Annotated in this window: 17 protein-coding genes; 15 read left to right on the top strand and 2 right to left on the bottom strand. The window is 57.5% G+C overall.

The genetic code is table 11. From position 1 onward, the window contains the following. The first annotated feature begins 169 nt into the window (after nucleotides 1-169). Entirely contained in the window at nucleotides 170-553 is a 384-nt protein-coding gene (locus DXC99_RS07130; RefSeq protein ID WP_117629743.1) for a heavy-metal-associated domain-containing protein, read from the top strand. A gap of 273 nt (nucleotides 554-826) precedes the next feature. Then, nucleotides 827-3,352, top strand: a complete 2,526-nt coding sequence (locus tag DXC99_RS07135) for a hypothetical protein (RefSeq protein WP_147329354.1) — start codon at nucleotides 827-829, stop codon at nucleotides 3,350-3,352. On the opposite strand, the gene DXC99_RS07140 is transcribed toward DXC99_RS07135, so the two are convergent. Then, on the bottom strand, nucleotides 3,349-3,774 hold the full coding sequence (locus tag DXC99_RS07140) for a hypothetical protein (RefSeq protein ID WP_233505694.1): 426 nt from the start codon (nucleotides 3,772-3,774) through the stop codon (nucleotides 3,349-3,351). The genes DXC99_RS07135 and DXC99_RS07140 overlap by 4 nt on opposite strands. Continuing rightward, entirely contained in the window at nucleotides 3,767-5,272 is a 1,506-nt protein-coding gene (locus DXC99_RS07145; RefSeq protein ID WP_117629745.1) for a DNA repair protein, read from the bottom strand. Before DXC99_RS07145 ends, DXC99_RS07140 begins: the two co-directional genes overlap by 8 nt. Before the next feature lie 226 nt (nucleotides 5,273-5,498). Here DXC99_RS07145 and DXC99_RS07150 point away from each other — a divergent pair, with 226 nt between their 5' ends. The 13 genes from DXC99_RS07150 to DXC99_RS07210 all read left to right on the top strand — a co-directional run bounded on the left by DXC99_RS07150 (nucleotide 5,499) and on the right by DXC99_RS07210 (nucleotide 18,891). Further along, nucleotides 5,499-6,023 carry an iron-containing alcohol dehydrogenase gene (locus tag DXC99_RS07150; RefSeq protein ID WP_158551676.1) on the top strand — a complete coding sequence of 175 codons (525 nt, stop codon included), beginning with the start codon at nucleotides 5,499-5,501 and terminating at the stop codon, nucleotides 6,021-6,023. Between the two features lie 199 nt (nucleotides 6,024-6,222). After that, a complete protein-coding gene (gene pgi / locus DXC99_RS07155; RefSeq protein WP_117583900.1) occupies nucleotides 6,223-7,917 on the top strand; it encodes a glucose-6-phosphate isomerase in 1,695 nt (564 codons plus the stop codon). A gap of 236 nt (nucleotides 7,918-8,153) precedes the next feature. Continuing rightward, nucleotides 8,154-8,996: a Cof-type HAD-IIB family hydrolase gene (locus DXC99_RS07160; protein ID WP_199408887.1), complete on the top strand. Its 843-nt coding sequence runs from the start codon at nucleotides 8,154-8,156 to the stop codon at nucleotides 8,994-8,996. Nucleotides 8,997-9,059: 63 nt separating this feature from the next. Further along, nucleotides 9,060-9,719: an HAD family phosphatase gene (locus DXC99_RS07165; RefSeq protein ID WP_334204046.1), complete on the top strand. Its 660-nt coding sequence runs from the start codon at nucleotides 9,060-9,062 to the stop codon at nucleotides 9,717-9,719. A gap of 150 nt (nucleotides 9,720-9,869) precedes the next feature. Next, nucleotides 9,870-10,613, top strand: coding sequence for a GntR family transcriptional regulator (locus DXC99_RS07170; protein WP_117629749.1), 744 nt, complete (start codon nucleotides 9,870-9,872; stop codon nucleotides 10,611-10,613). A gap of 218 nt (nucleotides 10,614-10,831) precedes the next feature. After that, nucleotides 10,832-12,295 (top strand): YfcC family protein, encoded by a 1,464-nt coding sequence (locus tag DXC99_RS07175; RefSeq protein ID WP_117629750.1) that lies wholly within the window; start codon nucleotides 10,832-10,834, stop codon nucleotides 12,293-12,295. A 9-nt stretch (nucleotides 12,296-12,304) separates the two neighbouring features. Continuing rightward, nucleotides 12,305-13,888 (top strand): amidohydrolase, encoded by a 1,584-nt coding sequence (locus DXC99_RS07180; RefSeq protein ID WP_117629751.1) that lies wholly within the window; start codon nucleotides 12,305-12,307, stop codon nucleotides 13,886-13,888. A gap of 1 nt (nucleotide 13,889) precedes the next feature. Continuing rightward, nucleotides 13,890-14,741, top strand: coding sequence for a sugar phosphate isomerase/epimerase (locus DXC99_RS07185; RefSeq protein WP_117629752.1), 852 nt, complete (start codon nucleotides 13,890-13,892; stop codon nucleotides 14,739-14,741). Nucleotides 14,742-14,803: 62 nt separating this feature from the next. Beyond that, a complete protein-coding gene (locus DXC99_RS07190) occupies nucleotides 14,804-15,772 on the top strand; it encodes an SIS domain-containing protein (protein WP_022094440.1) in 969 nt (322 codons plus the stop codon). Nucleotides 15,773-15,786: 14 nt separating this feature from the next. Beyond that, nucleotides 15,787-16,650 carry a PfkB family carbohydrate kinase gene (locus DXC99_RS07195; RefSeq protein WP_117629753.1) on the top strand — a complete coding sequence of 288 codons (864 nt, stop codon included), beginning with the start codon at nucleotides 15,787-15,789 and terminating at the stop codon, nucleotides 16,648-16,650. A gap of 121 nt (nucleotides 16,651-16,771) precedes the next feature. After that, entirely contained in the window at nucleotides 16,772-17,572 is an 801-nt protein-coding gene (gene frlD, locus DXC99_RS07200; RefSeq protein WP_117629754.1) for a fructoselysine 6-kinase, read from the top strand. Nucleotides 17,573-17,599: 27 nt separating this feature from the next. Then, nucleotides 17,600-18,460 (top strand): amidohydrolase family protein, encoded by an 861-nt coding sequence (locus tag DXC99_RS07205; protein ID WP_233503155.1) that lies wholly within the window; start codon nucleotides 17,600-17,602, stop codon nucleotides 18,458-18,460. Between the two features lie 2 nt (nucleotides 18,461-18,462). After that, a complete protein-coding gene (locus DXC99_RS07210) occupies nucleotides 18,463-18,891 on the top strand; it encodes a secondary thiamine-phosphate synthase enzyme YjbQ (RefSeq protein ID WP_006234356.1) in 429 nt (142 codons plus the stop codon). Nucleotides 18,892-18,920: the final 29 nt, after the last annotated feature.

Raw genomic sequence — 18,920 nt, forward strand, 5'->3', positions numbered from 1 at the left:
CTTTCGGGTCCTCAGTTGTTAGCCTAGGAAAACTTATACACGAAAGTAAGCCAAGGTCAACAAAAAAGTTTGAAGCGGGAAACTAATTGACCGAACCGACACGAGTTTGGAGTAAGATGGGAACACCCCATGGGGGTATAGGTATAAGAGTTTGGAGAAAGGGGATCGCATGGAAGACTTGCTAAACCCTGCAAATATCATCGTGCTTGCCGCGATTGTCGTCGGCATGTTCTTTGGCCTGCGGCGTATTGTCGCTTCGACACACGGAAAGAGCTGCTGCAGCGATGGCACGAGCGGTAAGAAGGCCAAGAAGGTAGTGGTTGCGGATACCGATCCGTCCCACTACCCCTATAGCGATGAGCTGCTCATCGGCGGCATGAGCTGCGATGGCTGCGCTCAGAATGTGGCCAATGCCCTCAATGCGCTGAATGGTGTGTGGGCAACGGTAACGTACGCGGACCACACGGCGCGCGTGCGTTCGAAGCGTCCGATTGACCGCGAGGCACTCGAGACGGCGGTGAGAGGTGCGGGCTATTTCGTTATGAAAATGTAGATGCCGCCCTCTCCAATGGGTACCGGCCTCCTCCCCATTGGGGCTATCGACGTCCTAAAATTTGCGCAAAAAACAACTCGCGGATGTGGAGAAAGTGGAGTTTGGTGACGGTTCGCGCGGAATTCGTGACCAATCGAGCATTCGCTATCCCATAAGAAAAATTACAGGTGTAAATTTATATGCTGATTATTGCTGTGCCCAGATTGCAATTAAACGTGGACAGAGATGATGAATGCTAAAACTGGGCTTAAGGACAGGGGAGGCTATAGCCTTATGAGACGAGTGGGAACACTTGGCTTGGTGGCAGCGCTTGCCGCTATCTTGGTATCGCCGCTGCCGGCGCACGCCGAAGACGCTTCGGGTGCCGTTACCTACAATGCGGGAAATGGGTATTCCTTTGAGAAGCTCTCGCATCCTACGGTAGGAACGTCGCAGCCGGATGGCATCGTCGACTACCAGGGTGACGGTGCCGTTGCCGTTCCGGGCGCCGATGGTAACACGGCCAACAATGAAGGCGATCGCGGCCAGAGCTACACTTGGGCGGCTGCGAGCTATGGTGACTGGCTTTATGTGGGCACCTGCTATGCGGCGATGGGCAACACGCTGACGCTCATGAACGGCGTGCTGGGCGATTCCTTTGATGCCGAGACCATGCGCCTGACGCTGGAGGCCATGTTTAACGGCACCTTCTTCTATGGACAGCAGAAGGAGGACGGCACGGCCGACAAGGACAGCGGCGGCATCCTGGTCAAGATTAATACCAAGACCGGTGAGACCAAGCTGCTGCTCTCTGAATCGCTCAACGGCGTCGGTCCTTTGTTCCGCAATGCCGTGAGCTATAAGGGTAAGCTCTATTTCTGCGGCAGCGTCAGGACCAATGGCGGCAAAAGCGGCCTGCCTGCTGTATATGAGATCGATCCTAAGACGGATGAGTACAAAGTTGTCTATCAGGGCCTTTCGAGCATGCAGGATTACGGTGCTGCCTACAAGCAGGGCATTTCTACCGGTATCCGCGGCATGTGTGTCCATGATGGCCAGCTCGTCATCAGTAATGTGGGTAAAGACGCGGCCGGTAACTTTGTGTCGACAATCCTGACGTCGTCTGACCCGTCGAAGGGCCAGGACAGCTTCACCGAGATTGCCAACTCGGGCACGCTGTTTGGCTATCCGGCGATTCGCTATCAGGACAGCATCTACGGCGGCGCCATTTGGGATATGGTCTCGTACAATGGCCATCTCTATGCGACCATCTGCACCGGTACGCCCGAGAACGCTCCCGATGATAATTCCATGCAGTCGTTCGCCATGGTCCGTGGCGACAAGAACGCCGACGGCAGCTATTCGTGGACTCCCATTGTTGGCGATCAGGAGACGGACGGTGCAAAGTACTGCTTTGGCATCGATCCTGCCCGTACCCGTTCTGGCGCTGCTAACCTCATCGTCTACAACGACTACCTCTATATCGGTGAATACAACGACGAGGAGATTGCTCTCGAGCGCATCCTGTTCAACAAATCCAACACCGAAGAGGGCGGCAAGAACAGCATGGGTGGCGTTGACTGCTCGTTTGTGAATGCCAATCTTGAGCAGTCGGTCAACATCTATCGCATGGACAAGGACGAGAACATGGAGCTCGTCGTTGGCGATCGCACCGACATGTTCCCCGAGGGCGGTATTTCCGGCCTGACTTCGGGCTTTGGCCGAAACGAGAACCAGTACATTTGGCGCATGCAGAAGTTCGACGGCAAGCTGTATATCGGTACCTTTGATACCGCGAGCCTGCTTGAGCCGATCGGCCAGTTCTCCAATGGCGACATTATCGATATGACGCCCGAGGAGTGGGACTCTCAGGTTCAGCGCCTTAGGGACCTGCTCAATCACCTGCTCGACAAGAAATCGCCTGACGACCCCATCGTTCCCGTGAACACGCTTGCGGACGATGATTCAAACGAGGCCGTCGAGGTCGATGATTCGAACGAAGCTGCCGATGTCGATGACGAGAAGACTGAGGTTGCTAAGGGCTTTGGCGACCTGAGCGATGCGCTGGAGGATGCCACGGGCGATCTTTGCGATCAGGCCGCGACGATGTCCCAGGACTTTGAGGACGACGCCGCTTATGTCCAGAAGATCGATGGCGAGATCGCGTACTTCAAGTCCTTTGCCGACCAGTATCAGGACATGCTCGATAGCTATGAGAACCTGAAGCAGCAGTACGAGGATGCCTATGGCACCGAGCTGCCGAGCGATATTCAGGATGCGCTCGATAAGCTGCTGAGCGAGGATAACCTCAAGAAGCTGCAGAGCGTGCTTACGTGCATGTGTTACCTTCGCGATGCCGAGCGTGGCTTTGATATGTATGTGACCGAGGACGGCGTGAACTTTACGACGCTGACGACCAATGGCTTTAACGATCCGTATAACCATGGTCTGCGCACCTTTGCGGTGACCAACCAGGGTCTGTGCCTCGGTACCGCCAACCCGTTCAATGGCTGCCAGGTTTGGATCCAGCGCAAGGAGAATTCTGAGAATCCGATTGATCCCGGTACTCCGGATCCGACGGAGCCCACGGATCCCTCGCAGCCGGGTGGCGGCGATCAACCTGGTGGCAGCCAGACGGGCGGCAACGACCAGTCGAGCAGCACCACGACCACCGTCACGACGACCGCTAAGAAGACTCCGAAGGACGGCTCGCTGCCTCACGCTGGCGACTCGACCCTCACGCTGGTCTTGGGATTGCTGGTTGCAGCTGCCGCAGTACTTGGCATTGCTCTCGTCTTGCGTAAGCGTTCTCGTCGCTAGGCTCGACCACGCAGCTTGATGCCTTGGATATCGTCGAAGTTGATGGCGATATCCCTGAGTTTGAGCAGCTTGAATGCGGGTAATACTTCGTCGAGAATGCCCGTGCGGCTGCGATAGCCGTATGTATCGTAATAGGTGACACGAACCAAGTCGCCACGTTTGAGACCCTCGAGCTTTTTAGAAAGTACGAGGGCTTTTTCTTCCGTGAGCTCACGTTTTGACTCGACGGTGATTTCCTGCTTGCGCACGAGTTCGTAGTATCCCGTGAGGGCGGCAAAGGGCATAAACTGTGCGGCGCGGTTGGCGCGCACGGCACCGTTGGCAGTGAGGTTGGGGTCGGCGGCGCGGCGTCTGCCCTCGGGGTCCGCCAGGCGCTCGAAGGCGGTCGGCGGGCGCACGGGCTGCTGCTTGGGTTTAGGCACGATGTCCTCCAACTTGGCCGTTGCGTTCGCGCGCGGTGGCGCCGGCGGTAAAGCTTAATCCCTTGACGAGCGCGTTCTTGCCGTACTTGCCTTTCACGGCCAGGACGGCGCGCGCCAGGTCGCGCTCGCGCTCATCGGCCTCGATATCGCTGAACAGATCGATGGTGGCAAATTCCTCGGGCACAAGATTGCCAAATCCCAGGTTGATGCGCTTGACCGGTCGTTTGGGATCGACCGTTTGTGCCCAAAGGTCATCGAAATACCCCATGATTTTCTTAAACGAATTAGTGCGCTCGGGCAGCTTTCGCGAGGCGTTGGAGTGCGCAAAGAGTGCGGCATAGCCACCACGCGGTTTGCCGCCATGCTCTCCCACAAAGATGCCATCGATTGCCTGCGCTTCGCGCACCAGGCGACGCCTTTCGTCATCGCGCTGGACGGGCTTGGGAGCACGGGGCGCGAGCTCGGGGCCGTCGGTCGCTGCGGGCTCGATGCCCGAGGTGCTCGAGCGCAAGTGTCCGCAGCCGTCTATATACTGCGCCGTGCCGCTGGCGTTGAGCCGGCGTATGTCGGCGCGCTCGCTCGCGTAGCCCACAAAGAGCGAGATACTGTCGCAGACCACGTGCTTATCGACTAGATCCAACACGGCGTTGTCGACCATTTCGCGCAAGACGGTGTAGGCCTGCTCGTAGGCATAGCCCTTCGAGAGCACCTGTCCTGTGGTGGTCGAAGTTGCTTGCGGGCGATAGGCTTGGATATCGGCGATGGTTGTCGGCTCGCGCCCGAAGGCATGGTCGATGAGATATTCGGCATTGACGCCGAGCTCGTCGTAAAGCAGGTTTTCGTCGAGCGCCGCGACGCCCATCAGATCGTAGACGCCGTATTTCTCGAGGCGGGCTGCCACGCCGGGACCGATGCCCCAGATATCGGTGATGGGACGATGGGGCCAGATCTCCTTGCGAAAGGTCTCGTCGTCGAGTATGCCGATGCGGCTGGGTACGTGCTTGGCGGTAATGTCGAGCGCTACCTTGGCCTGGAATAGGTTGGGGCCGATGCCGACCGTCGCCGTGATGCCGGTGCGCGCGAGGACCTCGTCGCGCAGCGTGCAGGCGAACCCTTCCGCATCTGTGTGATAGAGGTCCAGATAGGGCGTCACGTCGATAAAGCACTCATCGATGGAGTAGACGTGCACGTCCTGGGGGCTGACGTATTCCAGATAGATACCGTAGATTTTCGCCGACACCTCCATGTAATGCTGCATGCGCGGTACGGCCGTGATGTAGTCGATGCCATCGGGAATTTCGAACCGACGGCAGCGATTGTGTATCCCGAGGTCCTTCATGGCCTGTGTGATGGCGAGGCAGATGGTCGTGCGCCCGCGCGATTCGTCGGCAACGACCAGGTTGGTGGTGAGCGGATCGAGCCCACGGTCGACGCACTCGACGCTGGCATAAAACGTCTTGAGGTCGATGCAGATATAGGTGTGCTGCTCGTGCGCCATCCGTGTCCTTTCATCAAACACATGTTCTTATCGAATACCTGTTCGATAATACCCGCTCGTCCGGACATCGTCAAAACCTGTCAAAAAGGGACTGGTTTGTTTTGGTCGGTCATGAATCGGGTTTTAACGCAGCTCTAAAGAGTGCGAAACAGCTCGGAAAACCTCGCTTCGTAGCATGAGGCTAACGATTGATACCACCATAAAGCACGGAAGGGTTGTGGGGATAATGGTCAACTATGGGTTTGGTATGCCGACGCGCTTGGTTGCGGATGGGGATGTGGCTCGCTGGTGCGGGCGATTGGTTGCCCACTATGGCGGCACCAAGGCACTGGTCGTGCTGGGAGGCGACAAGCACACGCGTGATGAGCTCGTTTCGGCGGCGCTGGGCTCGGTTGATCGCGCCCTGCTCGAGCGCGTGCTTTTCCGCTGCGGCTCGGTTGAAGGCGACGGAGGAGACGAGCTGATCGACGAAGCCGTGGCCCTGGCGACCGACGAAGGCGTGGACTTTGTCTTGGCGATTGGCGATGCCGATACTGCCGGCTTTGCGCGCGAGCTCGCCCGTCGCATGGCGGCGCTCGATGTCGGCGAAGACGGTTTTGTCCCTTATGGATGTATCGTCTCGGAGGGCAAGGTGCCTGCCGTCGTGGGGGCCGGCGAGGTTCCCGTTTTTGCCATCATCGCGCCCGAACTGCTGGAGGGCATCGGGTCTCCTCTGCGTGAGTTGCTCGGTAGCGTCTGCGCTGCGGCCTAATATTTGGCATAAAGGGATAGGTTATTTTTGATTGGTAAAGCGTTTGACCTGCCAAATTAAACCTGTCCCTTTTTGGTCGGTTGCCGTTTGGGGGCCGATTGGCAACGCTCGCTGATTATAGTCTTGACCTGCGCTAGAATAGTGGCATCTGAATGTCCGGGCGCATGGAGGCGTGCGCCCGTATGCTGAGGAGGACTCTATGGCAACTGTTGCCGCACCTATCGATGCTACGTCGACTGCCGCTTGGAAGGCGCTCGAGGCCCATCAGGAGAAGCTCGAGGCCGAGGGTATCGACCTCAAGGCCTGGTTCGCCGCCGATGCCGAGCGCGTGAACAAGCTGAGCTTTGACGCCGGTGACCTGCACTTCGACCTGTCCAAGAACCTGGTGACTGATGAGACCGTCAAGCTGCTGTGCGATCTTGCCCGCGAGGTGAAGCTCGAGGAGCGCCGCGACGCCATGTTCTCCGGCGAGCACATCAACACCACCGAGGACCGCGCCGTCCTGCACACCGCGCTGCGCCGCCCGGCAAGCGAGAAGGGCCAGCTCATCGTCGACGGCCAGGACGTCGTCGCCGACGTGCACGAGGTTCTCGACCGCATGTATGCCTTCGCCGAGCGCGTGCGCTCCGGTGAGTGGAAGGGTGTTACCGGCAAAAAGATCGAGCACCTGGTGTCCATCGGCATCGGCGGCTCCGATCTGGGCCCGGTCATGGCCTACGAGGCCCTGCGTCCCTACGCCGACGCCGGTATTGACTGCCGCTACATCTCCAACATCGACCCCAACGATCAGGCAGAGAAGCTCAAGGGCCTCGATCCCGAGACCACGCTCGTGATTATCGTCTCCAAGACTTTCACCACGCTCGAGACCCTCACCAACGCTCGTGAGGTCAAGACCTGGATGCTCGAGCAGCTCAAGGCTCAGGGTGCCATCGACGGCTCCGATGAGCAGAACGCCGAGGCCGTGGCCAAGCACTTTGTCGCCGTTTCCACCGCACTCGAGAAGGTCGAGGCCTTCGGCATCGACCCCGCCAACGCTTTTGGTTTCTGGAACTGGGTCGGCGGCCGCTACTCTGTCGACTCCGCCGTGGGCCTGTCGCTGATCGTCGTGCTCGGCCCCGAGCGCTTCCAGCAGTTCCTTGAGGGCTTCCACGCCATCGACGAGTACTTCTGCAACACCCCGCTCGAGAACAACGCCGTCGCGCTGATGGGCCTGCTCAACGTCTGGTACGTCAACTTCTTCGGTTCCAAGAGCCACGCCGTGCTGCCGTACTGCCAGTATCTGCACCGCTTCCCGGCCTACCTGCAACAGCTCACCATGGAGTCCAACGGCAAGCACGTCCGCTGGGACGGCAGCGCTGTGACCTCCGATACCGGTGAGATCTTCTGGGGCGAGCCCGGTACCAACGGTCAGCACGCCTTCTACCAGCTGCTGCACCAGGGCACCGTGGTGGTCCCGGCCGACTTTATCGCTTTCGCCAACACTGCCAACCCCGCAACCGACAGCGGCCAGGACGTCCACGAGCTGTTCCTGGGCAACTTCCTGGCCCAGACCAAGGCGCTCGCCTTTGGTAAGACGGCCGACGAGGTTCGTGCCGAGGGCACGCCCGAGCGGATCGTCCCGGCCCGCTGCTTTGAGGGCAACCGTCCGACGACCTCGATCTTCGGCGACACGCTGACCCCGTTCGCACTCGGCGAGCTCATCGCCCTGTACGAGCACATCACGTTTGTCGAGGGCACGGTCTGGGGCATCGACTCCTACGACCAGTGGGGCGTCGAGCTGGGCAAGCAGCTTGCCAAGCAGATCACCCCGGCCTTCCACGACGACGCCGCCAAGGCCGAGCAGGACGCTTCGACCCAGGCGCTCATCGAGTTCTATCGCGCTCATCGCAAGTAGTCTTTACGGCTGAGTTGGCTTATGGCTGAAAGGGGCCCGTATCCGTTGGGATACGGGCCCCTTGCTATTTGGATAGGATGGAATGTATCGGGAGGCGCCTCGACGGGCATCGCAATCGTCGAAGGCGCGCCGTTCATGTTTGGGACAATATGACATTTTTCCCGTTGCAAACAGCGCCGCCGTGGGTGTTCTGTATGATGGCTCAGACAAGGTTGTTCAATGACAGGGAGGCATATATGGCAATCAAAGCCATCGCAATGGATATCGACGGTACGCTCACCAACGATCAAAAGGTCATCAGCCCGCGTACGCGCGAGAAGCTGCTCGCGACGCAGGAGTCGGGCATTAAGCTTATCTTGGCTTCGGGTCGTCCCGCATGGGGGCTGCATGCCTTGGCGCAGGAGCTCGACCTTCAGAACCATGATGGTCTGCTAGTTGCCTTTAATGGCGCGCACGTCGTCGATGCTCAGACCGACGAGGTGCTGTTCGATCAGGCTATGCCTGCCGACGAATTGCATCGCCTGATTGATCATCTGCGCAATTTTGACGTGATCCCTATGATTTCGCTCGGTCGCGATCTGCATGTCGAGGATTCGTACCGCTGCATGATTACGCTGCCGGATGGCTCGCAGAAAAACATCGTCAAATACGAGCGCGATGCGTGTGACCTTAAGATCCGCGAGGTCGAGAGCTTGCATGAGGTTGTGGACGCTTATCCCGTGGACAAGCTGCTGACGGCAGGCGACCCGGCCTACCTACAGGCGCATTACGAGGAGATGTATGCGCCCTTTACCCAGACGCTTTCGGGCATGTTTACGGCCGACTGGTACTTTGAGTACACGGCGCCCGGTATCGACAAGGCCCGCGCGCTCGAGGGTGCCCTGCCCAAGCTCGGTATCGATGCCAGCGAGGTCGTCTCGTTTGGCGACGGCCAGAACGACAAGTCCATGATTGAGTGGGCGGGTACCGGTGTTGCCATGGGCAACGCCGTCGATGAGGTTAAGGCGGTAGCCCAGATGGTGACCGCCAATAACAACGAAGACGGTATTGCAGTGGCGCTGGATAAGCTGCTGGGCTAGAATCGCCGATAATGCATGGTTCGGGCGCCTGCTTACAGGCGCCCTTTTGTTAGGGAGGGTGCCGTGTCCGCATTTCCGTTCGACGCCGTTATCTTTGACATGGACGGTGTCATTGTCGATACCGAGTATTACTATCTGGGCGAGACTGCCGCGTTTGCCAAGGAGCTTGGGTTGAACCTGACCCAAGAGGAGTTGAACGGGCAGGTCGGTACCTCGCATCAGTTCTTTCTCCACATGCTGGTCGATTGGTTTGAGCGTGCCGGTAAGGGACATTTTACTGGCGAGGAGGCGTTGGCCCGTTGGGATGAGTGGGCGCATAAACGTCCGCGCGACTATCAGACTTTGATTAACCCAGGCGCCGTGGATACGATTCGAGAGCTGCCGCGCCGCGGCGTTCGCGTGGCGCTTGCTAGCTCGTCGCCCATGGATAGCATCGAGGAAGTACTCAATGCGTGCGGGCTGTCGGATGCCTTTGAGTATGTGGTGAGTGGCGAGCAGTTTAAGGAGAGCAAGCCCGAGCCCGACATCTACCTGCATGCGCTTGACCTACTGGGGCTGCCCGCGAATCGCTGCTGCTGCGTTGAGGATTCGGTGCCTGGCATCACTGCCGGCAAGCGCGCCGGTCTGACAGTTATTGCCAAGCGCGAGGAGCGCTTTGGCTTTAGCCAAGATGCCGCGGACAAGATTATCGACCAGCTGCCGGAGCTGCTCACGCTTTCTTAGGAGCGCGGTAGTTGCGCGTTTTTCGGGTCTGATGAGTAAATAGCCAACATTTTGGTGCGACACCTAGCATACTTTAAGCTAATGCGGGCTTAAGGGCTTGTTGAATGCCTTTAAGCCCGTTTTAGAATTAATTGTGCTGGGAGAGGGTATATGCCACCGACTGAAGGGCCGACTGACGGTAAAGCAGCGATACCGCTGTACCAACAGGTCATTGATATCATTAAAAACGAAATCAACTCCGGCGCCTACAAGGCAGGCGCGCGGATACCCAACGAATTCGAATTGGCTGAGAGCTATAAAGTTGGCCGCGTTACCGTGCGACGCGCTATTGAGGAGCTCGTCCAGCAGGGCTATCTAACGAAGCGACAGGGGAAAGGCACGTTTGTCAATGCCCCCAAGCTCAAGCGCAAGATTCGCCAGAAGGATGACGTTCAGAGTTTTTCGGACGCATGCCGCGTTAACGGAATGGAACCGGGGGCGTGTGTCATTTCGAGAAAGATACTGCCGGCGGATTCCACCGAAGCACAGTTCTTTGGTGTTCCCGTTGGAACTGACTTGATTTGCGTTGAGCGCGTGCGCACTGCCGATGGCGTCCCTGTCATGCTTGAGAACAACATATATGTTTACGAGGACAACGCCTATCTATCAACGGCACCTCTATCTAACCAATCCATTTTTGAGTTCGTGCGCAACCGGACGGGCCGCACGCCCGCGTTTACCGACCCGTGCACGCTCGAGATCGCCTGCGCGTCGCCCGAGGTCGCTCGACTGTTGGCAGTTCCCGTTGGCGAACCCTTGTTTTATATGGAAGCCTTCTTTTTCGATGAGCAGCGGCGGCCGTTTATCATCGGTCGTCAGCGAATCGTTGGGTCTCGCTACGTTTTTGACATCTAGGACATTGCGAATGGAAGCGCCCGGTGGATCATCTCACCGGGCGTTTCCATACCGTTCACGGCGCAAACGCAACCGTTCAACCGCGTTGCGGCAATCAGTTTGAAATTATCTTGATGAAGGAAAAAGCTGCTGGTAATCTATAGAACGTCATAGAACGTTTGCATTGTGCAAACGTTGAAGCGAGATGCGATGCAGTCTCGAGTTCTTTGGAGGTATCTATGTCAGATACGAAGGCGAAGAAGACAAACAGACGTTTTAAGTTCAAATTACCGCATGTCTATACGATAATGTTCTTGCTGATCGTTGTCTTTGCGGTCCTGACTTGGATCGTTCCCTCTGGTCAGTATCAGCGCAAGACGATTTCGACAGCGGCGGGCGAGCGTGAAGTCGCCGTTGCTGGAACCTATGAACAGGTCGATAAGAACTACACCGATTCCGAGACCGGTGAGACCATCAATTTGGGCCAGGATATCTTCGCGGTCCTGCAAGCGCCCACCAAAGGTATCCAAGAGGCTGCCGACGTCGTTGCGTTCGTCTTATTGATTGGCGGATCGTTCGCAATCATCACCAAGACCAACGCTTTGAATGCCGGCATGAGCCGTGTGATTAAAAAGCTTAAGAACAAGGACATCCTCATCATTCCCATCACGATGACGTTGCTGTCCATTTGCGGCACTACGTTTGGTATGTCTGAGGAAGCCCTGCCGTTCTATGCCATCTTCATTCCCATCATGATGGGTATCGGTTATGACTCGATGACGGCATTCATCATCTGCTTCCTTGGCCCTAACCTGGGATATTGTGCCTCGACCATCGACCCGTTTAATGTTTTGATCGCCCAAGGCATCATTGGCATCGAGGGCAATCCGCAACTGTGGCTGCGCGCCGTTTCTTGGGTCATCTTCACTGCCGTCGGTATCGCATGGGCCATGCGCTACGCCATGCGCGTCAAGAAAAACCCCGAGTCGTCCATTACGTATGAGGACGATAAGCTCAAGCGTATCGAGTTTTCCGTGACCGATGCCTCCATTGAGGAAGAGTTCACTATCCGTCAGAAGCTCGTGCTTATCGATTTTGCTTGCGGTATGGGCATTATCGTCTGGGGTCTTGTTACCCAGGGCTGGTACATGAATGAGATTTCCGCCGTGTTCCTTGGCATGGGCTTGCTTGCCGGTATCCTGGGCGGTCTTGACCAGCAGACGATCGCTGAGGAGTTCGTTAAGGGTCTCGCCGACTTTGCGTACGCTGCCATCGTTATTGGTATCGCTCGCGGTATTCTGGTCATCGCCGAGGGCGGCATGATCATCGACACCATCCTCCAGGCGCTCGCTACTGCGCTCGCCGGTGCACCCGCCGCCGTCTACACCACGTTTATGTATATCGTCCTTGGCCTGCTCTCTTTGCTGGTTCCCTCGAGTTCTGGCCTGGCGGCGCTCACCATGCCTGTTATGGGCCCCCTGACCGAGCTTATGGGCCTCAATCCCGAGGCAGCCGTTACCGCGCTCCAGTTTGCTAATCAGACCATCAACACCATCAGTCCCGTGGCGGGCATGACGGTCGCCGGCCTTGCCGTGGCTAAGATTTCGTTTGGCCAATGGTGGAAGACCATTTGGAAGTTCTTCATTTTCATGGTCGTCTTTGGCCTGATCGTAACGGCAATCTCTGGCATGCTTCCGATGTAGGTGGTTGTGATGTCTGATCGTTTGACGGTCCTGACGTCTAAGAGCGTCTTTACCGGTACGGGGGACCTGCCGTTTGAAGGTTTCGTAGCGGTCCGTGGCAATCGAATTGAGGCTGTTGGCACCAAGTGTGAGGTAGCTTCGTATTTGACCCAAGCGGACGAGGTAGTTGACCTGGGCGACCGCACCGTCATGCCTGGCCTGATCGATGTGCATACCTTCTATACGGGCTGGGCGCTGCGGACGTTGGGGTCTGATCTATCCGGCGTCGCCGATGCCAAAGAGGCCGTGTCGCTCTTGCGTGCATGGAAAGATGATCATCCGGATTGTGCGGCGGCTTTTGGCCACAACATGCCCGAAACGTTGGCATCGGATGCCGAGAACGCAAATACGGCAGCTGTGTTTGACGATTGTTTTGGCGATATCCCTGTCGTCTGCTTTACACCGGGTGCGGAGACCTGCGTTCTCAATGCTGCCGCCAGTGCGCGATACGGCTTTACACCCCAGGCGTGCTATGCCGAGAAGATCTGGCGCATGATGAGCGATTTCCTCGCGCTACCCGAGGTGCGCGCCGGGTATTCGGACTACATGAGCATGCTTAACGAGCGCGGCGTTACCGCCATCAAGGAGATGGCGTTTGATGACTACTACGGCTTTGCCGACGAAATGGCTCGCCGTGAGGAATCTGGTGAGCTGACGGTTCGCGTCTCTATGATGTCGCAGCCGGTGGGTGCCGGTGCAAATTTGGCATATGCCCGCGAGGCGCGAGAGCGCTTCCGGGGACCGTTCGTTCGTTTTTCTGGCTTCAACCGTATGACCGATCGCGGCGTATGGGCGGGGCTTGCCGAGATGATTGACCCCTATGAGGACACGGCCGATGCGGGAGCTGCCGGCAAGACGGTTGTCGAAGAGCCCGAGTGGGATCTGATTGAGAACGAGCTGCGTGCAATTGATGCTGACGGCTTCCGATATTCCTTGCATTGCCAGGGCGATGGCGCCGTTCGCCGCACCGTGGCGCTCTATGCCTCGCTGCCTCGAGACGAGCATGGACGGATGCTTCGCCGCCATGCGATTACCGATCTCGAGAACTCTGACCCGACCGATCTTGTCGAGTTTGGCAAGTTAGGCGGAATTTGCGAGGTCTATCCGCAGATTCTGACGCTGGACCGGCGCGAGGATTGCCTGTCGATGATGCGTCGACAAATTGGCGAGACGCGACTTTTGCACAGCTGGAATCGCCGCGGCATGGAAGATTCCGGATGCACAGTGTGCTGTGGAACGGATTTGCCACTGCTGATTCCGAGCCTGGGCGAGTCAATCTACAGCGCGTGCGGCGGATTCTTCGCCGACGGACTGCCCGTGAATGAGGTCAACACGCTGACGCTTGTCGAGCTCTTGCGCGCTTGGACTGCCGGGGGCGCGTACGATCTGATGCGCGAAGACGAGCTGGGTACGCTTGAGGTTGGCAAGCTTGCCGATATCTGCGTGCTCAATCGGGATGTGTTCGACCTCGATTATCGCGACGCACGCGATCTTGCGGTTGATATGACGATGTCGGACGGACAAATCGTGTTCGATCGAAATAAGGAGGCATAAGATGTCTGAATCCAAACCGACGCTGCGCCGCGAACAGATTGCGGGCATGAATATCCACTACATCATGTGGTCGCTCGATTACTTCCTTGATGTGCAGCAGCGTTTGGGCTTTGAGTCCATTGAGCTGTGGTGTGCGGAGCCGCATGTGACGCTCGACCACACGGGCTACTTTGAGGCTGAGGTCCTGGCGAAAAAGGCTGCAGACCGTGGGCTTAGGTATCGTACTCTGTGCCCCGAGAATGTTGTCTATCCTTGGCAGTACTGCGCACGCAAACCGCTGCATGAACAGCGCAGCCTGGCGTACTTTAAGCACGGCATTGAGCTTGCCGAGGTACTTGGGTGCGACCGTATGTCCGTCAACTCGGGCTGGGGCGACTGGGACGAGGACCGCGAGGAAGCCTGGAAGCGCAGCCGCGAGCACTTGTCCATTCTGGCGGAGTATGCCGGTGAGCACGGTCTGGTGCTTACGATGGAAAGCCTGCGTCCCGAGGAGAGCAACCTTGTAACGACGGTTTCCGATGCGAAGCGCATGATTGACGAGGTCGCGAGCCCGTACTTACAGCCCATGGTTGATACAACCGCGATGGGCGTTGCGGGCGAGACGCTCGAGGACTGGTTTGCCGCCTTTGGTGATGGGGCAATTCACGAGATGCACTTTATCGACGGTGACCCGTATGGCCATCTGGTGTGGGGCGATGGCAAGCACGATATGGACGCCTTCGTCGCCACGCTTAATGCCCATGGTTTCGATGGCATGCTGGGCCAGGAAATCACGGACGGGCGTTACTACGATGACCCGGCGGCGGCAGATGCCAAGAACATGGCCGCATTCGAGAAATATCTGATTGACTAAAACAACTATCGGCCACGCAGCCAACGTCATTGATTGCGGACCAAACAAGAAAGGAACTGGATATGAACGCACACGATCTGATCAAAGAGGCAATTGCCGAGAAGGGCAAGTTCGACAGCGTCTACTGGATTGCTTGCGGTGGCTCCATGATCGATTTGATCCCGGCTCATGAGCTTCTGCAGCGCGAGGCAACCACCTTCACTTCGTATATCTATACGGCTCGCGAGTTTGATATCATGCGCCCGCGCCGCTTGGGTGAGAAATCCCTAGTCATTGCTTGCAGCCACAGTGGCAACACCCCCGAGGTCGTCGAGGGCTGCGAGATTGCCCTTGCTGCCGGCGCTACGGTGATCGCCCAGACCGACAACGCTGGATCCAAGATTGACTCCGGCAAGTGGACCACGTGGGTCTACCCCTGGGGCGAGGGCGTGCCGCAGGCCGAGGTCCCCGCTGGCATTTCGCTGTCGCTTGCGGCCGAGCTGCTCGATCAGCAGGAGGGTTACGCCGATCTTGCCGATATGTATGCCGGTATCGCCGAGATGGATAAGATTCTTCCCCCGGCACGTGAGAAGGTAAATGCCGAGCTAGGTGATCGTTTTGCCAAGCTTTGCCAGGAGCACGAGTTCTTCTACATTCTGGGCAGCGGTCCCAACTTTAGCCAGACCTACGGTTTCGCTATCTGCTCTCTTATGGAGATGCAGTGGCAGCACTGCAGCTACATCCACTCTGCCGAGTACTTCCACGGCCCCTTCGAGGCTACTCAGGATGGCGTTTTTTACTTCCTGCAGATGGGCTCCAGCGAGTGCCGTGCTATGGACGAGCGCGCCCTTGCGTTCCTTAAGACGCATACCGATACGCTGATGGTGCTCGATGCCAAGGAGTACGGTATGGAAGCCGTGCCGGCGAGTGTCCGTGCCTATCTGGACCCGGTGCTGTTCTACGCCATGAACTGCGAGCTGCGTGCTGCACGCGGCAAGGTGTTTGATCACGATCCCGATTTCCGTCGCTATATGGGTGTTGTCGAGTACTAGAAGGGGCAAAGGCCATGGCATTTAACGTTAACGCGCTCGGATTTGGCGACAACGTCGTCGATCGCTACGAGCATATCCACACCATGTATCCCGGCGGCAATGCGGTGAACTTCGCCGTTTATGCCAAGAAATGCGGTGCCGCACGCTCTGCATACATGGGCATTTTTGGCAATGACGCCGCTGCCGAGCATGTCATTGCAAGCCTCGAGGATGAGGGTATCGAGCTTGACAAGTGCGAGCAGATGATTGGCGAGAACGGAGCGGCTCGCGTGACCGTCGTTGACGGTGACCGTGTCTTCCTCGGCTCCAACGAGGGCGGTATCCGTGGCGATGCGCGCTATGTTCTCGATCGCTTTGACCTTTCGTACATGAAGCAGTTCGATGTGGTTCATTCGGGCAACTATTGCTTCACCGAGCGCGAGCTGCCCAAGTTGAAGGCTGCGGGCGTCACGGTCTCTTTTGACTTTTCGGACGACTCCACCGACGAGTACTACGAGCAGATTGCGCCCTATGTCGATTTTGCTTTCTTTAGTGCGGCGGATGCCGCGAGTGAGGACGAGATTCGCGAGCGTCTGGCATGGGTGAAGGGTCTGGGTCCGCGTTTTGTGTCGGCTACGGCGGGCGCCGAGGGCTGCATCGCTTACGACGGCGAGCGTTATTACCGCCAGCTGGCTAAACCGGTAACGGACATGAAGGACACCATGGGGGCGGGCGACTCGTTCCTCACCTCGTTTTTGATGTGCTATCTCGATTCCGCCAAGCGTGGTGAGGGCGGCGCCGAGGCCATCGAGCGCGCGCTCGACTTTGCTGCCGGGTTTGCCTCGACCGTGTGCGGCATGGAAGGTTCTTGGGGCCACGGAGCACCAATCGTCGAATAGCTTAAGAAAGCGTACGGCGGTCTGGCTATGAGGCCTTGGACAGCCGATGCAAAACAATAAGCGAAACGCGAAAAGGGGGCTCGCCATGTGGTGGGTCCCCTTTTGAACATTGGAGAAGACCATGGGTATTAAAGCGTGTGCGGCTGGTTTTTGCTGTGCGGACGTCTATCAAAACATCGGCGTGTTCTATCCGACTGGTAATGGCATTGACTGGGGTATCCATCTTGCACGATTGGGCGTTTCGGTATCCGCCGTGTCGGTTGTCGGCAAGGACGAGTACGGAGACAAGATGAGAGAGGCGCTGGCCGCCGAGGGGTTTGATATCTCTCATCTGCGGGTGGAGGATGGCGACACCTCGGTGATGCTCATGGCATTGAAAGACGGCGTCGATCGCGTGCATCTCGAGGCAATCGATGGCGTAATGGAGACATATCGTCCGAATGAAGATGACCGGGCGTTTATCCTAGAGCATGACATCATTCATACCGACCTGTTTGGCAATTGTTTGGACCTCCTGCCCGAGTGGCATAATGCGGGCAAGACGGTGGTTATGGACTTCTCGGTGTTCAGCCAAGATCCCGAATATGCCTGCGAGAATCATTTTCCCTACGTTGACTACGCATTTATGTCGTTTGAAGATGACACTCCGGAGCTGCGGGACTGGGTACGTCACGCGCAGGAATTGGGGCCGCGCGTTGCGGTTGCCACGCTTGGCGAGAAGGGAAGCATTGCCTATGACGGTGAGCGCTTCTATGAGTGCGGGATCGTGCCGGCGGAGAAGGTCGTTAATACCGTGGGTGCCGGCGACTCGTATATCGCCGGGTTTACCAAGGGCGTGATCGATGGCCTTGATATTCCGGCGTGTATGAAGGCGGGCGCTGAGCTGTCGTCCCGAGTGATTGGTTCGTTTGAGCCGTACTAGGGTCAAATGCCTGGAAAGGAGTACGAAATGGTTATCGACATGTTGGTCCATCCTATGCTCTACGGCGAGATCTGTACGCCGGGTGATGAGCCTGATGGATTCGGTTTTTGGTCACGAGAATTTGGTATGGGGCATATGGGCCCCATGGATTGGGATGAGCTTCAAGTCGAGATGGACGTCTGCGATGTGCAGAAGAGCGTGCTCATGCCGCTCGATGTAACCACGGCATGCGGAGGGCACTTTGGCACCAATGACCAGATTGCCATGCTGGTTGCCGCACATCCCGATCGTCTGTGGGGATTTGCGAGCGTAGACCCGCAGGTGAGCGGTGCCGCAGACGAATTGGAGCGCGCCTTTACCGAGTTGGGGGCAAAGGGGCTTTGCCTGCATCCTGCAAAGCAGGGTTTTGCCCCCGATGATGCTGTGGCCGAGCCGCTTTACGAACTGTGCGAGCGCTATAACAAGCCGGTGGTTTTCCATGCCGGTATGTCTTGGGAGCCGGGCGCAGAGCTCTCGCGCAGTAACCCGCTTGCATTTGAGCACACAATCGCAACGCATCCAAATGTGCGTTTTAGTTTGACCCATTTTGGCTGGCCCTGGGTGCGCGAGACCGTGGCGATGCTGCTCAAGTATCCCAACTGCTACGTGGACACCTCTATCACTTACATCGATTCGCCCGAGGAGATGATGCAGCGTCTTTTCACGGTCGATATGGGGCCGCTGTGGTATGAGCGCGCGCTATCGCACCAAGTGATGTTCGCCAGCAATACGCCGCGCTTCCGTGCATTCAAACTCAAGCGGGCGCTCGATACCGTGCCCATGCGCGATGATGCGCGAGAAAGGCTCTACTGGGGTAATGCCCTGCGTTTTCTTGAAGGGGATGAGTGAACATGGTGACGCTCGAGACATTGAGCTATCTATCGACTGCTCCGGACCAGTTCATCGATATTACCGAGGACGTGCACGCTGCCATCGAACGCAGCTCGGTGACCAATGGCTTGGCGGCGATTATTTTGTCGCATACGACCTGCGGAATCGTGGTAAACGAGGGGCTGCCCTGCGTGGAGACGGATCTTATGGAGACGCTTGATCGCATCGCCCCACTCGATGCCCCCTATGCGCATGCACACTTCCTGCCGAGCTACGGAGCCACCGGTAACAACTCCTGTGGGCATATCAAGAGCATGATTTGTGGAAACAGTTGCTTCTTTCCCGTCCAAGATGGCCACATCGTGTGCGGAAGTGCCCAGAACATCTATCTTGCGGAGTTTGACGGTCCGCAGAAGCGAAAAGTGTACGTCGAGGTGCTGGGGGAGTAACGTCCCTGCAATAACCCTATGAAGGAGCA

This window comes from Collinsella sp. TF10-11AT (assembly GCF_003437565.1).
Taxonomy (GTDB): Bacteria; Actinomycetota; Coriobacteriia; order Coriobacteriales; family Coriobacteriaceae; genus Collinsella.

Bases quoted from the DNA above. Each gene is read 5' to 3' on its own strand.
- DXC99_RS07175 (WP_117629750.1), top strand. From the start codon at position 10,832: ATGTCAGATACGAAGGCGAAGAAGACAAACAGACGTTTTAAGTTCAAA.
- DXC99_RS07185 (WP_117629752.1), top strand. From the start codon at position 13,890: ATGTCTGAATCCAAACCGACGCTGCGCCGCGAACAGATTGCGGGCATG.
- frlD (WP_117629754.1), top strand. From the start codon at position 16,772: ATGGGTATTAAAGCGTGTGCGGCTGGTTTTTGCTGTGCGGACGTCTAT.
- DXC99_RS07145 (WP_117629745.1), bottom strand. From the start codon at position 5,272: ATGGCGCACGAGCAGCACACCTATATCTGCATCGACCTCAAGACGTTT.
- DXC99_RS07130 (WP_117629743.1), top strand. From the start codon at position 170: ATGGAAGACTTGCTAAACCCTGCAAATATCATCGTGCTTGCCGCGATT.
- DXC99_RS07195 (WP_117629753.1), top strand. From the start codon at position 15,787: ATGGCATTTAACGTTAACGCGCTCGGATTTGGCGACAACGTCGTCGAT.
- DXC99_RS07160 (WP_199408887.1), top strand. From the start codon at position 8,154: ATGGCAATCAAAGCCATCGCAATGGATATCGACGGTACGCTCACCAAC.
- DXC99_RS07180 (WP_117629751.1), top strand. From the start codon at position 12,305: ATGTCTGATCGTTTGACGGTCCTGACGTCTAAGAGCGTCTTTACCGGT.
- DXC99_RS07210 (WP_006234356.1), top strand. From the start codon at position 18,463: ATGGTGACGCTCGAGACATTGAGCTATCTATCGACTGCTCCGGACCAG.
- pgi (WP_117583900.1), top strand. From the start codon at position 6,223: ATGGCAACTGTTGCCGCACCTATCGATGCTACGTCGACTGCCGCTTGG.
- DXC99_RS07205 (WP_233503155.1), top strand. From the start codon at position 17,600: ATGGTTATCGACATGTTGGTCCATCCTATGCTCTACGGCGAGATCTGT.
- DXC99_RS07170 (WP_117629749.1), top strand. From the start codon at position 9,870: ATGCCACCGACTGAAGGGCCGACTGACGGTAAAGCAGCGATACCGCTG.
- DXC99_RS07190 (WP_022094440.1), top strand. From the start codon at position 14,804: ATGAACGCACACGATCTGATCAAAGAGGCAATTGCCGAGAAGGGCAAG.
- DXC99_RS07135 (WP_147329354.1), top strand. From the start codon at position 827: ATGAGACGAGTGGGAACACTTGGCTTGGTGGCAGCGCTTGCCGCTATC.
- DXC99_RS07150 (WP_158551676.1), top strand. From the start codon at position 5,499: ATGGTCAACTATGGGTTTGGTATGCCGACGCGCTTGGTTGCGGATGGG.